Below are 14,085 nucleotides of genomic sequence, written 5' to 3'. Positions count from 1 at the left end.
CCGGCTGGCGAGACAGCCGGTGTGATGCACGGCGCGGCGCGCCGCCGCCCCGTTCCCCTTCACATCGATACACCCCGCACGTTCCCCGTGACGCAGCGCAGCGAATTATGAATTGTATAAATCGTTATGCATTGGTAAAACTCGGGTGACTACTGAGACGCGGCCACCCCTTGCCCTCCTTGGCCCCTTGCCGTCACCCTCTCCGTCACTCTCTCCGTCTCCCACCTTCCTCACGCCCCTTTGCTCCGTCCCGCTCAAGCAGCCGCCTTGCGGCGACGGCGCGGCCTGGCCGGCAGGGGCGGCGCCTCGGCAAGCACCTCCTGCGGCAGCGCGTCGTGCACGACGTCGAGCAAACGGTAGATCTCGGCGAGCGTGTCGCGCCCGACCTTGTCTTCCAGGAAGCGATAGCGCGCCTCGACGAGCGGGCCGAGCTTCTTGCACAGCGCCCGGCTCGAGGGCGTGAGCGAGACCATCACGCGACGCTGATCGGCGGCCACGCGCCGACGCAGGATCAGGCCGGCGGCTTCCATGCGCTCGAGCATTCCCGACAGACTCGGGCTGAGAATGCAGCACTCGCGCGCCACCTGGCCGATTTCCATCTCCCCCGATACGCTATCGTTGACGGCGCGTATGACACGCCATTGTTGTTCCGTGATGTCGTAACAATTGAGCAGGGGCCGGAACAGCCCCATCACCGCCTCACGCGTCTGTAGCAATACCAGGGATAGATTGCGGTGTTCGAATTCACCCGTCATGGATTTACGCTCGAAAGGATCGCCTGGGACAGCCCCCCGGCTGCGGCGATCAGGTTGGGACAACGCGGCCTCTCCTGTGCCGCTCTCAGTCGCATGTCCTGCCGTCTCCTTGCGAGCGCGAAACTACCACGCTCAAAAAAAACGGGCGCGAACGCCCGTTCCTGCCGCCCGGTCAACTGCGACCGGGCGCGAGTGCTGCAGATACGACAACGGGGCATGCCTGCGTGCTATAGGCAGCCCCGACGCGCATCAGTTCGCCAATTTCCACTTGCCGTCGACGATTTGCACCATCACGCGCGAGCGCTGGTCCAGACCGTTGTGGTCGTTCTTGCTCATGTTGAAGATGCCGGCGGTGCCCGGCATATCCTTCACGTTCTCCAGCGCGTCGCGCAGCGCGGCGCGGAATTCCGGCGTGCCCGGCTTGGCCTTCTTGAGCGCGACCGGAATCGTCGCCTGCAGCAGCAGGCCGCCGTCCCAGGCGTGACCGCCGAAGGTCGAGATCGAGCCGGCGCCGTAGGCCTTCTCGTAGGCGGCCTTGTACGCCGCGGCCGACTTCTTCACCGGGTTGTCGTTCGGCAACTGCTCGACCACGAGCAGCGGGCCGGCCGGCAGGTACGTGCCTTCGCAGTCCTTGCCGCACACGCGCAGGAAGTCGTTATTGGCCACGCCGTGGGTCTGGTACAGCTTGCCCTTGTAGCCGCGCTCCTTGAGCGTGCGCTGCGGCAGTGCCGCCGGCGTGCCCGAGCCGGCGATCAGCACGGCGTCGGGGTTCGCGCCCATGATCTTGAGCACCTGGCCCGTCACCGACGTATCGGCGCGGTTAAAGCGCTCGTTCGACACGATCTTGATCTTGTTCAGGTCGGCAGCCTTCTGGAACTCCTTGAACCAGCCTTCGCCGTAGGCGTCGGCAAAGCCGATGAAGGCCGCCGTCTTCACGCCGTTGTCGGCCATGTGCTTGGCAATGGCGGTCGCCATCAGAATGTCGTTCTGCGGCGTCTTGAAGGCCCAGGTGCGCTTGGCGTCGACCGGCTCGACGATGGCCGCGCCGGCGGCCATCGAGATCACCGGCGTTTGCGTCTCCGCGGCCACGTCGACCATGGCCAGCGAGTTCGGCGTCACGGTCGAGCCGAGCACGGCGTCGACGTGGTCTTCGCTGATGAGCTTGCGCATGTTCTTGACGGCCGTGGTGGTATCCGTGGCGTCGTCGAGCACGATGTATTGCACCGACTGCCCCGCGATCGTCTTCGGCATCAGCGCAATGGTGTTCTTCTCGGGAATGCCCAGCGAAGCGGCGGGACCGGTCGCCGACAGCGACACGCCAATCTTCACCTGAGCGTTCGCAACGCCCGCGGCCAGCATCATCGCCGATGCCATGCACAGCAACTTCAGTTTCATTTGGGTCTCCTCACAAAAATGCGAATTCGTTCTTTTGACATTAACCGACCGCCCAGTCGGTAAATTGTCGCCCATCTTACGGGCACCGGCACCTTCTCGTAAAGTGCGGTTTCCCCACATGTGGCATCGGACGCATCTGCGCCCACCCGCCACGCCCGGCGGCGTTCCCGCCGCTTTCCCTCTCCCGCCCGGTCAGCCGCGCAGGAATGCGTCGTACCCGGTCTTCACGATCAGCACCGCGAGCACCGCCAGAAACATGCGGCGCACGAAGCCCACGCCGTGCTTGAGCGCGAGCCGGCTGCCGACCTGACTGCCCAGCACGTTCATGACGGCCATGCCGAGGCCGACCTGCCACCACACGTGCCCGCCCATGCCGAAGAGCAGCAGCGCGGCCAGGTTGGTCGCCACGTTCACGATCTTCGACGACGCCGAAGCGTTCACGAAGTCCTGTCCGAACAGACGCACGAACAGGAACACGAGGAAGCTGCCCGTGCCGGGGCCGAAGAAACCGTCGTAAAAACCGATGGCGCCGCCCACGGCCACCGCCATGAGGGTGACCCCCGCGCTGCCTTTGACCGGGGCGTGGACCGTCCCGAAATCCTTCTTGCGCAACGTGTAGACGGCCACCGCCGCCAGCACGAACGGCAACGCCTTGCGCAGGACGTCCGCCGGGATGTGCGTGACGGCATACGCGCCGCAAAACGAAAACACGAAAGCCGCCACCGTCGCCGGCACCAGAATCGCCCAGCGCAGCTCGATGCCGCGCGCGTAGCGCATGGCCGCCGATGCCGTGCCCCACACGCCGGCCAGCTTGTTCGTGCCGAACAGCACGGGCGGCGCCGCGTTCGGGAAGACCGCGAAGAGGGTGGGCACCGAGATCAGGCCGCCTCCGCCGACGACCGCGTCCACCAGCCCCGCGAGAAACGCCCCGCCCGCGAGCATCAGCAAGTCGCTCAGCGCCCAGTCCATCACGGCGCCCTCCCCGCACGCGCGCCGATCGAAACGGAACGCGGCAACAGGCGCGACGGCAACAACGTCGACCAGAGAGACGAAACAAACGACGGAACGGCAGACAGGCGGAACATACGGTGGCGGATGCTCGGGCGGGCCGAACGAATACGGTAAGAAATCGCGACGTGAATCGACACGTGAATCGGTACGTGAAGCGGTACGTGAATTGCGCGGCAAAACGGCGAGCATAGCGTCTTTAGACCGCATTGCGCGTATTTGCCCCACACGATTCTCGCAACGTGGCGTGAAATTGGCTGAATGGCGCGCGGCGCCCGCATGGCACACTGCGGCAGACGACGGCCTCGCCCGGCGGCGAAGCGCAATATAAAAAGCGCTGTTGGAGTTTTCTCCAACAGCGCTTCCTTTTTGGCGGTGCGCGTTTCGCGCTTATTGTCTCCTCGTTCCTCGCCCCTATATCCTGCCGTGACGCGAACTGAGGGAGAGAATAAAGGAGCACCCGATGCACCACAAGTCAGCATTTACCCCTACGAATTAGGTTTTTTCCGACATACATGCGTCAGGGTGACGATCCGGCGCCCCATTTCGGTGCGCCCGCCACCCTGCCCGGCCAGCCAGCCCAGCCCTTACGACTGCTGCTGCACCATCGTCCGGAAGAACTGGCTGCGCGCCACCAGCTCGCCGACGAGCCCCCGTCGGAAGGCCAGCACGCAAATGATGAAGATCACGCCGATCACGATCGTGACCGACTCGCCGAGCGTCTGGAACCATGTCACGCCTGTGGCCGTGGCGAGCCAGTTGCCGATGTCGCCGAGCTTGTTCTCCAGCACGATGATGACGACCGCGCCGACCACCGGCCCGAGCATCGTGCCCAGGCCGCCCACGAGCGTCATCAGAATCACCATGCCCGACATCGTCCAGTGCACGTCGGTAAGCGTCTCGAAGCCGAGCACCACGGTCTTGGTCGAGCCGGCCAGTGCGGCGAGCGTGGCCGACAGCACGAACGCCAGCAGCTTGAAGCGATCGACGTCGTAGCCGAGCGAGATGGCACGCGGCTCGTTCTCCTTGATCGCCTTGAGCACCTGGCCGAACGGCGAGTGCACCACGCGCATGATGAGCAGGAAGCCCAGCGCGCAGATGGCCAGCACCACGTAGTACAGGGTCAGGTCCGAGTCGAGCGGCAGCACACCGAACAGGCTGCCGCGCGGCACGCCCTGCAGACCGTCTTCGCCGCCGGTAAACGGCGCCTGCAGACAGAAGAAGTACAGCATCTGCGCGAGCGCCAGCGTGATCATCGCGAAGTAGATGCCCTGACGCCGAATCGCCAGCAAACCGATGACCAGCCCGAGCACCGCTCCCGCGAGCACGCCGGCGACGATGCCGACCTCGGGCGTGAAGCCGAGGTTGCGGATTGCATAGCCGGTGATGTACCCCGCGCTGCCGAAGAACGCCGCATGGCCGAACGACAGCAGCCCCGTGAAGCCGAGCAGCAGGTTGAACGCGCACGCGAACAGCGCGAAGCACAGTACCTTCATGATGAAGACCGGATACGCCCCGGCGAACGGCGCGACGATCAACGCGAGCAGCAAAAGCGAGTAAAGCGCGCGTTGTTGCATTCCTTGTTGCATTGCTCTGCCCCTTACTTTTGTTTGCCGAACAGCCCTGCCGGGCGCAGCAGCAACACGATCACCATGATCACGAACACGACCGTTGCGGACGCTTCCGGGTAGAACACCTTCGTGAAGCCCTCAATGACCCCGAGCATCAGGCCGGTCACGATCGAGCCCATGATGGAACCCATGCCGCCGATCACGACCACCGCGAACACCGTGATGATCATCGACTGGCCCATGAGCGGCGAGATCTGGATGACCGGCGCGGCGAGCACGCCGGCGAACGCTGCCAGCGCGACGCCGAAGCCGTAGGTCAGCGTGATCATCAGCGGCACGTTCACACCGAAGGCTTCCACGAGCTTGGGGTTTTCCGTGCCGGCGCGCAGGTACGCGCCGATCTTCGTCTTCTCGATCACGAACCACGTAGCGAAACACACGACGAGCGAGGCCACCACGACCCAGGCGCGATAGTTCGGCATGAACATGAAGCCGAGGTTGGTGGCGCCGGAGAGCATGTCAGGTGCGTCGTAAGGCTGGCCCGACACGCCGTAGATCGAGCGGAACACGCCTTCGAGCACGAGCGTGATGCCGAACGTGAGCAGCAGCCCGTAGAGGTGGTCGAGCTTGTAGATCCAGCGCAGCATGGTGCGCTCGATGATCACGCCGATCACGCCCACGATCACCGGCGCGAGAATCAGCATGACCCAGTAGTTAAGGCCGAGGTAGTTGCCGCCCATCCAGGCCAGCATGGCACCCAGCATGAACAACGCGCCGTGCGCGAAGTTGATCACGTTGAGCAGACCGAAAATCACCGCCAGGCCGAGGCTCAGCATGGCGTAGAACGAGCCGTTCACCAGTCCCAGCAGCAGTTGGCTCAACAGCGCCGGCAGGGGGATGCCTAGAAATTCCATCGAAATCGATTCTCTGGGGGAAGGGTCGCGACGGGGCAGGCGCCCCGCCGCTTTCGGTGCATCGCGATAAGACTCGTACCGCTTACTTCAGCTTGCAGGTCGATTCCGCTTCAGTCGTGAAGGCCTTCTCGCCCGGGATCGTCGCCACGACCTTGTAGTAATCCCACGGCGACTTCGATTCCTTCTTCGACTTGACCTGCATCAGGTACATATCGTGGACCATCGTGCCGTCGCGGCGGATATAGCCCTTGCTGAACATGTCGTCGATCTTGATCTTGTGGAGCTGCTCCATGACCTTGTCGGCATCGGTGGTGCCTGCGGCCTGCACGGCCTTCAGGTACGTCATCGTCGCCGAATAGTCGCCGGCCTGCAGGCTCGACGGCATCTTCTTCATCTTGTCGAAATAGCGCTTCGCGAACGCGCGGCTCTTCTCGTCCCTGTCCCAGTACCAGCTGTCGGTGAGGTACATGCCTTCGGTGTTGTCCAGGCCCAGCGAGTGGATGTCGTTGATGAACACGAGCAGGCCTGCGATCTGCATCTTGCCCTTGATGCCAAATTCCTTCGCCGCCTTGATCGCGTTGATCGTGTCGCCGCCGGCGTTGGCCAGGCCGAGCACCTGTGCGCCCGACGACTGCGCCTGCAGCAGATACGACGAGAAGTCCGACGCCGAGAGCGGGTGGCGCACCTGGCCCTTGACCGTGCCGCCGTTGGCCTTGACCACGTCGGCGGTGGCCTTCTCGAGCGCGTGGCCGAAAGCGTAGTCGGCCGTCAGGAAGAACCACGACTTGCCTCCGGCCTTCACCACGGCCGAGCCGGTGCCGCGCGCGAGCGCGACGGTGTCGTAGGCGTAGTGCACGCCGTATGGCTGGCACTGGTCGTTGGTGAGGGCATCGGAGCCGGCGCCCACGTTGATATAGACCTTCTTCTTCTCCGCCGAGACCTTGTTCATGGCCAGGCCGGTGCCCGAGTTGGTGCCGCCGATGAGCATGTCCACGCCCCCGCGGTCGAACCATTCGCGCGCCTTCGACGCCGCCACGTCAGCCTTGTTCTGGTGATCGGCGGTGACCAGTTCGACCGGCTTGCCGAGCACCTTGCCGCCGAAGTCGGCGATGGCCATCTTGATGGCTTCCGCGCCGCCCTGGCCGTCGATGTCGGTGTACAGGCCCGACATGTCGGTAATGAAACCGATCTTCACCGTATTGCCATCGGCATGGGCCTGCGAGGCCATTGCCGCAAAACCGAACGCGGCCGCAACGGCCAACGCCTTCATCCGCATCGTCATCTTCGTCTCCTTCGTGGATTTGATCGCCTGGGTCCATCGCCCGGGGCGTGCTCGCTCCGGGTAGCTCACCTCATACGCCCAACAACTCGTGCAGCACCGGCATCTTCGTTTCCAGCTCCGGGGCGCCGAAGCGCTCCACGATCTTGCCGTGCTCCATCACGTAGAAGCGATCGGCAAGCGGGGCCGCAAAACGGAAATTCTGTTCCACCATCACGATGGTGTAACCACGCGCCTTGAGCGTGGTGATCATGCGCGCGAGCGTCTGCACGATCACCGGCGCGAGACCTTCCGAGATCTCGTCGAGCAACAGCAGGTTCGCGCCGGTGCGCAGAATGCGCGCGACCGCGAGCATCTGCTGTTCGCCGCCGGACAGGCGCGTGCCCTGGCTGTGGCGCCGCTCCTTGAGGTTCGGGAACATGTCGTAGATTTCTTCGAGCGACATGCCCCGCCCGCCGTCCTCGCGGCGGTTGCCGCTCATGCCGATGTACGGCGGCAGCAGCAGGTTCTCCTCGCACGACAGGCTGGCGAAGATGCCTCGCTCCTCGGGGCAATAGCCCACGCCGTGGTGCGCAACCTTGTAAGTCGGCAGATGAATGGTTTCTTCGCCCGCAATGCGGATCGAGCCCTGGCGTTGCCCTGTCAGCCCCATGATCGCGCGCAGCGTGGTGGTGCGGCCGGCGCCGTTGCGCCCGAGCAGCGTGACGACTTCGCCGCGCCCGACGGTCAGATCCACGCCATGCAGGATGTGCGATTCGCCGTACCAGGCTTGCAGCCCTTCGACTTCCAGCGCCGGCACGTTACTGCCGCCCTTGCCCGCGCCGTTACCGCCACCGTTACCGTTGCCATTTCCGTACATAGACGTCCTCACCCGTGGGCTCCCTGCAGTTCGCCGTCCGCAGTGCCCATGTAGGCTTCCATGACCTGCGGATTCTTCGAGACCTCGTGATACGGGCCTTCGGCGAGCACCTCTCCGCGCTGGAGCACGGTGATGGTGTCCGAAATGCCGGCGATCACGTTCATGTTGTGCTCGACCATGAGGATCGTGCGCCCGGCCGACACTTTCTTGATGAGCGCGGTCACGCGATCGACATCTTCGTGGCCCATGCCTTGCGTGGGCTCGTCGAGCAGCATCAGTTCGGGCTCCATAGCAAGTGTGGTGGCGATCTCGAGCGCGCGCTTGCGTCCGTATGGCAGCTCCACGGTCAGCGTATGGGCGAATTCGGTGAGTCCCACTTCGGCGAGCAGCTCCATCGCGCGGGCGTCGAGCTGACGCAGCGAGCGGCTGCTGCGCCAGAAGTGGAACGCGGTGCCGAGGTTGCGCTGCAGGCCGATGCGCACGTTCTCGAGCACGGTGAGGTGCGGGAACACGGCGGAGATCTGGAACGAACGGATGATGCCGCGGCGCGCGATTTGCGCGGGCGCTTCGCGGGTGATGTCCTCACCGTTGAAGGAGATCGTCCCGGCGCTGGGCACGAGGAATTTCGTAAGCAGGTTGAAGCAGGTGGTCTTGCCGGCGCCGTTCGGGCCGATGAGTGCATGAATGGTGCCGCGCGCGACGCGCAGGTCGACCCCGTTCACGGCGGTGAAGCCACGAAACTCTTTGGTGAGCCCGCGGGTTTCGAGAATGTAATCGTTGTTCGCCATGTCTCCTGCCACATTCCTGGTTGGCGGTGTGAGCGCGGATGCGCGCCCGACACCATCGTCTGTGACAACCGCGAGGCAGCCGGACGACGTTATGGTTTGCGTCCTCCGCGAAATCCCCCGCGTCCCGCATGAAGCGCCGAATTCTTGGTTCGTTCGCACATAGGGAAACGTTATTGTGTGTGGTTTGCTGCAACGCGATCATTGGGATTTGCACTAGGCTTCCCAACCCTCGAAACGCGCATGCCCGCACGCGTTCGAGAACGTTCGGTCACACCGTCCGGGCATGCTTGCAGCCCTTGTGGCACAAGGCTTTTGCGGCAGACGCAAATGCGTGGGCCAACGCTCTCACCGGCGCCCCGCCAATCGTTCGCGCCAATGACATTAGGTATTACTACGTAAGTTTGATCGGGAGAAATCCGGAAAAGCAGAAATTCGGTGCGCCCCTTTTCTATTCCCGACTCGAGCTTCCGACTTCCGGCCTCCTACCTCTTCCGACCGGGCCAGAACCGCGCAACGATAGCCTTGCCTCGGCCGAGGCGCCCTTCACCTTCAACCGGGAGACTGTCATGAAAGAGATTCAACCCGAATCGTGCGTTATGGCTAATTGGACCCAGGCGGCCATCCCGCTCAAGTAAATTCACTTGATGACAATGGGCACCATCCGGTGCCCATTTCTCCGATATGACCATCCATTTCAATCGGGACACGTTCCTACAAGTCTCACAGGGCCAAGTCGTCTTGTGGAACGTACGGGAACATCGCCAATATTCACTCGACTCGTCGCACACGCAGCGCCTGATTGAGCTGTCCCTGGACAGGGCCGCCCTCGACGAGTCGAATCCGATAGACGTGGCCCTGCTCAACGCTGGCGCCATCTCTCGGAGACCATTTCCGTTGACATCCTGGGGCTGGGACGCACTTGCGCGGATCTTCCACATCGGCACAAGCGATATTCCGCAGCCACCATCGCCGGAGTCCAGTCTTCAGTGGGCCACAAACAATCTATCTGCCTGCGCCGAAGCCGCCCGCCGCCCTGTTCCACCCCCTAGGGATTCCAACCACGGGGACATTCTGCCTCTTCCACCGCCGGACATGTCGCGCCTTCATGCGGCGCCACTCTGGAAATGCTGTCGGACGCGCGCAACTTGCCGAGAGTTTATTAATCAATCAACACCCCTCCAGGATGTAAGTACAGTACTCTACGGGGCCCTCGCTTTCCTTGCGGAGCGAACGGACAAAGTGCATGAATCCGTGCCGGCTTCGCTTCGGAGCCGGCGTTCTAGCCCCTCCGGCGGAGGCTTAAATGCTTCCGAAGCCTATGTGGTGCTACAAAACGTCAACGGCATTCCACCCGGGCTCTTTCACTACAATCCGACCAACCACACGCTCCGCCGCCTCACTTCAGAACTGAGCAGAGATTGGCTGTCGTATGCGTTGAGCGACCAGTACTTCTCACGAGAACTAGGATTTGGTGTTTTCTTCACCGGCAGGCTGGATCGCATGTGGTGGAAATACCCTCACTCCCGGGCCTACCGCGTCTCCCTCTTGGACATTGGCCACTTGTCCCAGACCTTTCTCCTGTGCGCCACAGCTTGCGGCTTGAAGACGTGGCTTTCGGGAGCCTTCCGCGACCGGGAGGTCAGAGCCCAACTCCTGATCGATGATGACGGTGAGCAACCGCTGCTCTTCGTCGGCGCTGGGCACGGGACGGGCGATGAACTCGATCCGGCGCGTAGAGCCATTGTGTCCCGACAACCGTCAACGGAAACACTTCCATGAGCGCCGTCGACATACTCCTTGGCGATTGGGATAAGTCGTCGTCCGTGCGGTCAAGGCCGCAAGCCTATGATTGCCTCTCCCTGGCGGACCCCACTACGCTAGCGGGGGCGGAAGCGATCGCCGCGGAGGAAGGTTGTAAATCGATATCGCTCCATGTATTTCCCGACAACGTGGGCGCCGCGCGACTCTATCAATGCTCGCGTTATCAAGAAACCGATACTCCCAACCTTCTCCGAAAGTCCCTGCCCCATTCCGCCAACCCGTCACCCTGACTTGCGCGCCGCCCGAATCATGTCGCTCGCCCGCTCGGCAATCATGATCGTCGGCGAATTGGTGTTGCCCGAAGTAATCACCGGCATGACGGATGCGTCGACCACGCGCAGGTTCTGCACGCCGCGCACGCGAAGCTGCGCATCGACCACCGCGGCGGGATCGTCCGCCCGCCCCATGCGACACGTGCCCACCGGGTGGAAGATGGTCGTGCCGATGTCGCCCGCCGCTCGCATCAATTCTTCATCACTCTGGTACGACGGCCCCGGCAAATACTCGCGCGGCTCGTAGCGCGCGAACGCCGGCGCGCCCACGATGCGGCGCGTGAGCCTGATCGCGTCCGCCGCGACCCGCCGATCGTCTTCCGTCGACAGATAGCGCGGCGCAATCGCCGGCGCCACGCGCACGTCCGGTGAGCTCAGATGCACGCTGCCGCGCGAAGTTGGCCGCAAATTGCAGACCGATGCCGTAAACGCATTGAACTTGTGCAGCGGCTCGCCGAAACGATCGAGCGACAGCGGCTGCACGTGGTACTCGAGATCGGGCCGCGCCACGTCGTCGCGGCTGCGCGCGAACGCCCCCATCTGCGACGGCGCCATGCTCATCGGCCCGCGCTGCGCAAACGCGTACTGCATGCCGATCATCAGCTTGCCGACCAGGCTGTTGGCGCTCAGATTGAGCGTCTTCGCGCCGCGCAGCTTGTACACGGTGCGCAGTTGCAGATGGTCCTGCAGGTTCTCGCCGACACCCGGCAGATCCGACACGACGTCGATGCCGAACTCGCGCAAACGCTCGCCATCGCCAATGCCCGACACCTCCAGCAGATGCGGCGAGTTCACCGCGCCCGCCGCGAGAATCACTTCCGCGCGCGCGAGCGCGGTGAAGTCTTCGTTCCCCCCGCGATACGCCACGCCGGTGCAGCGTGTGCCGTCGAACAGCAGACGACTCACGCTCGCCCCCGTCACGGTAGTGAGGTTCGGGCGCTGCATCGCCGGACGCAGGAAACCTTTCGCCGCGCTCCAGCGCACGCCGCGCCGCTGGTTCACTTCGAAATAGCCGATGCCGAAGTTGTCGCCGCGATTGAAATCGTCCGTCTTCGGAATGCCGATCTGCTCGGCGGCATCGGCGAACGAATCGAGCACGCGCCACGACAGACGCTGCTTTTCCACGCGCCACTCGCCGCCGCTGCCGTGAAACTCCGTGCCGCCCTTGTAGTGATCCTCGCTGCGCTTGAAGAGCGGCAGTACGTTGTCCCAGCGCCAGCCGTCGTCGCCGGTCGCCTCGGCCCACGCGTCGTAGTCCTCGCGCTGACCGCGCATGTAGATCATGCCGTTGATCGACGAGCTGCCCCCCAGCACGCGCCCGCGCGGATACGCCAGCGAGCGGCCGTTGAGCCCGACCTCCGCCTGCGTGCGATACAGCCAGTCGGTGCGCGGGTTGCCAATGCAGTACAGGTAACCGACGGGGATGTGAATCCAGTGATAGTCGTCCTTGCCGCCCGCCTCGAGCAGCAGCACGTTGACGTCGGGGTCCTGCGTGAGCCGGTTGGCCAGCACACAGCCGGCCGAACCGGCCCCCACGATGATGTAATCGAAGCTCTCCTGCTTTGCTGCCTGCTTGGTCATTCCCGCCTGTCTCCGTCGATGGCGCGGCACTCGCCATGGTGCGGTGCCGACGCCGGTGCGGCACCCGAAGTGAGGTGGACTGTCGCCACCGGCATCGGGTTCATTTTGTCGTCGGGTGGTGACGTCGCCGCGTGCGCCCCGCCCGCTCGTTTTCCAAACTCACACGGCTTCCACACGACTTCCACGCTTGTCCCGTATCCCGGTCGACCGCCAGCTTCGCTTACTTCGCCACCGGCATGGTGAATTCCGCACCCTTGGCAATGCTGTCTGGCCACCGCTGCATCACGCTCTTGAAACGCGTGTAGAAACGAATCCCCTCCTCGCCGTATGCGTGATGATCGCCGAACAGCGAGCGCTTCCAGCCGCCGAACGACTGCCATGCCATCGGCACCGGGATCGGCACGTTGATACCGACCATGCCGATCTTCACCTGGCGCGAGAAGGTGCGCGCCACGCCGCCGTCGCTCGTGAAGCACGACACGCCGTTGCCATACTCGTGCGCATTGACGAGCGCGATGGCCGACGCCAGATCGGGCACGCGCACCACCGCCAGCACCGGCCCGAAGATTTCCTCGCGATAGATCGTCATTTCGGGCGTCACATGATCGAACAGCGTCCCGCCGAGGAAGAACCCCTGCTCGTGCCCCGGCACCCGCAGGCCCCGTCCGTCGACCAGCAACTCCGCGCCGGCGCGCACGCCCTCGGCAATATAGCCCTCGATCTTCGCCTTGTGCGCGCCCGTGACGACGGGCCCCATCTCGGAGGCATCGTCCTCGCCCGGGCCCACGCGCAGCGCCTTCACGCGCGGCACCAACGCATCGACCAGACGGTCTGCCACCTGGCCGACCGCCACGGCGACCGATATGGCCATGCAGCGCTCGCCCGCCGATCCGTAAGCCGCGCCGATGAGCGCGTCGACCGCCTGGTCGAGATCGGCGTCGGGCATGACCACGAGATGGTTCTTCGCGCCGCCGAGCGCCTGAACGCGCTTGCCGCGCCGCGTGCCTTCCGTGTAGATGGACTCGGCGATCGGCGTGGAGCCCACGAACGACAGCGCGTCGACGTCCGGATGCGCGATCAGCGCGTCGACCGCCACCTTGTCGCCCTGCACCACGTTGAACACGCCGTCCGGCAGCCCTGCCTCGCGCAGCAGTTCGGCGATCAGCAGACTCGCGGACGGATCGCGCTCGGACGGCTTGAGCACGAACGTATTGCCGCACGCGAGCGCAATCGGAAACATCCACATCGGCACCATCGCCGGGAAGTTGAACGGCGTGATGCCCGCACACACCCCGACAGGCTGACGCAGATGCCAGTTGTCGATGCCGCCGCCCACGTTGTCGCTATGCTTGCCCATGAGCAGATGCGGTGCGCCGCACGCGTACTCCACGATCTCGATGCCGCGCGTGACCTCGCCGCGCGCATCCGAGAACACCTTGCCGTGCTCGCGCGTAATAAGGCGTGCCAGTTCGTCGTGATGCTCGTCGAGCAACGCCTTGAAACGGAACAGCACTCGCGCACGCTTGAGCGGCGCGGTCTCCGACCACGACGGCAACGCGGCCTTGGCCGCGGCCACCGCCGCGTCTACCTCGGCCTCGCCCGCCAGCGCCACGCGCGCACTCACTCGGCCGTGGGCCGGGTTGAAAACGTCGGCGAACCGGCCGCTCTCACCGGCGACCCGCCGGCCACCGATGAAGTGCTGCACCGTCGTAACATCAGCGTTGCTCATATCCATTGCTCTCCGAAGGCATGTTGCGGCGTCCGTGGGCCGCACGTTCGTTATCGTGGGAAAGGCCGATATCCGGCTGTCGCGCGAAACGGGAAAAGGCCAAACGAGCGCCG

At 64.1% G+C, this 14,085-nt stretch carries 11 protein-coding genes; 1 reads left to right on the top strand and 10 read right to left on the bottom strand.

Annotated elements, in window-relative coordinates:
• Positions 1 to 254: 254 nt before the first annotated feature.
• The 8 genes from hpaR to PNO31109_RS10200 form a co-directional block, all read right to left on the bottom strand.
• Complete coding sequence (gene hpaR, locus PNO31109_RS10235; RefSeq protein ID WP_150555494.1) at positions 255 to 755, bottom strand: homoprotocatechuate degradation operon regulator HpaR; 501 nt, start codon at positions 753 to 755, stop codon at positions 255 to 257.
• A 249-nt stretch (positions 756 to 1,004) separates the two neighbouring features.
• Entirely contained in the window at positions 1,005 to 2,150 is a 1,146-nt protein-coding gene (locus PNO31109_RS10230) for an ABC transporter substrate-binding protein (protein WP_150555493.1), read from the bottom strand.
• Positions 2,151 to 2,342: 192 nt separating this feature from the next.
• Positions 2,343 to 3,119 (bottom strand): sulfite exporter TauE/SafE family protein, encoded by a 777-nt coding sequence (locus PNO31109_RS10225; RefSeq protein ID WP_150555492.1) that lies wholly within the window; start codon positions 3,117 to 3,119, stop codon positions 2,343 to 2,345.
• Positions 3,120 to 3,745: 626 nt separating this feature from the next.
• Positions 3,746 to 4,747 (bottom strand): branched-chain amino acid ABC transporter permease, encoded by a 1,002-nt coding sequence (locus PNO31109_RS10220; protein WP_150555491.1) that lies wholly within the window; start codon positions 4,745 to 4,747, stop codon positions 3,746 to 3,748.
• Between the two features lie 11 nt (positions 4,748 to 4,758).
• A complete protein-coding gene (locus tag PNO31109_RS10215) occupies positions 4,759 to 5,643 on the bottom strand; it encodes a branched-chain amino acid ABC transporter permease (protein ID WP_150555490.1) in 885 nt (294 codons plus the stop codon).
• An 82-nt stretch (positions 5,644 to 5,725) separates the two neighbouring features.
• Positions 5,726 to 6,919: an ABC transporter substrate-binding protein gene (locus PNO31109_RS10210; protein WP_150555532.1), complete on the bottom strand. Its 1,194-nt coding sequence runs from the start codon at positions 6,917 to 6,919 to the stop codon at positions 5,726 to 5,728.
• A gap of 76 nt (positions 6,920 to 6,995) precedes the next feature.
• Positions 6,996 to 7,781, bottom strand: coding sequence for an ABC transporter ATP-binding protein (locus PNO31109_RS10205; protein WP_241013773.1), 786 nt, complete (start codon positions 7,779 to 7,781; stop codon positions 6,996 to 6,998).
• A gap of 8 nt (positions 7,782 to 7,789) precedes the next feature.
• Positions 7,790 to 8,569 carry an ABC transporter ATP-binding protein gene (locus PNO31109_RS10200; protein ID WP_039406839.1) on the bottom strand — a complete coding sequence of 260 codons (780 nt, stop codon included), beginning with the start codon at positions 8,567 to 8,569 and terminating at the stop codon, positions 7,790 to 7,792.
• Positions 8,570 to 9,250: 681 nt separating this feature from the next.
• Here PNO31109_RS10200 and PNO31109_RS22395 point away from each other — a divergent pair.
• A complete protein-coding gene (locus PNO31109_RS22395) occupies positions 9,251 to 10,348 on the top strand; it encodes a SagB family peptide dehydrogenase (protein ID WP_150555489.1) in 1,098 nt (365 codons plus the stop codon).
• Between the two features lie 263 nt (positions 10,349 to 10,611).
• Here the strand turns inward: PNO31109_RS22395 and PNO31109_RS10190 are convergent, their stop codons facing one another.
• Positions 10,612 to 12,243: a GMC family oxidoreductase gene (locus PNO31109_RS10190; protein ID WP_150555488.1), complete on the bottom strand. Its 1,632-nt coding sequence runs from the start codon at positions 12,241 to 12,243 to the stop codon at positions 10,612 to 10,614.
• Between the two features lie 220 nt (positions 12,244 to 12,463).
• The gene (locus PNO31109_RS10185) at positions 12,464 to 13,972 is read right to left on the bottom strand and encodes a CoA-acylating methylmalonate-semialdehyde dehydrogenase (RefSeq protein WP_370750065.1); all 1,509 of its coding nucleotides are present in this window, start codon (positions 13,970 to 13,972) and stop codon (positions 12,464 to 12,466) included.
• Positions 13,973 to 14,085 lie beyond the last annotated feature (113 nt).

Origin of the sequence: Pandoraea nosoerga, from assembly GCF_902459585.1 — a bacterium.
Taxonomy (GTDB): Bacteria; Pseudomonadota; Gammaproteobacteria; order Burkholderiales; family Burkholderiaceae; genus Pandoraea; species Pandoraea nosoerga.
The sequence above is the reverse complement of the archived record's forward strand: the minus strand, read 5'-3'. Positions and strand labels throughout refer to the sequence as shown.